The organism is Actinoallomurus acaciae (genome assembly GCF_042429965.1).
Classification (GTDB): domain Bacteria; phylum Actinomycetota; class Actinomycetes; order Streptosporangiales; family Streptosporangiaceae; genus Actinoallomurus; species Actinoallomurus acaciae.
The window spans coordinates 1-519 of record NZ_JBHLZP010001303.1 but is presented as its reverse complement, the minus strand read 5'-3'; the positions used below and the strand labels follow the sequence as shown (position 1 = coordinate 519).

Below are 519 nucleotides of genomic sequence, written 5' to 3'. Positions count from 1 at the left end.
GGGCGGTGGTGTGGACGACATCGTCAATAATCTTGGCCAGGTACTTCACAATGATGTCCAAAGCTTCAGAGATTTCCTTCAGCACTTTGTCGTTGGCGATCTCTTCATAAAGTTTGTGTAGATCCTCATCGTAAGATTTCTTGATGTTCTCAAGAGTCGACTTTACGCGCTGTAGAGTGGCCTTGAAGTCATTTCCGGCCTTCTCACCCAGCTGCTTGATGCGTTGTTCCAGGGTTTCCAAGTCCTTCTTCAGGGCGTTAACGAAGTATTTGAAGTTCTCGTTGGTGAATCCGTAGTCGCTTTTAACGAGGTTGTCTTGCAGGAACAAAGCTCCGTGAACAATGTTCTTCTTATCACCGCCCAGGATGATGTCGGCGCTGATGTCGATGCGCTTCTCGGGCTGCAGGTGGCCCACGACGGACAGCTTGCGGTCAGACTCGTCTGTTGTGAACTCGTAGTACTGGAAGTCCTTGACGCAAGCGTATACTTGGACCGGCTTGCCCTCCAGCAGGCTGAAGC

1 protein-coding gene is annotated in these 519 nt (G+C 50.7%); it reads right to left on the bottom strand.

The window, feature by feature from the left end:
- Nucleotides 1-519 (bottom strand): hypothetical protein (locus tag ACFFNX_RS52195; RefSeq protein ID WP_378213922.1); only part of this gene is annotated, 519 nt, incomplete at both ends.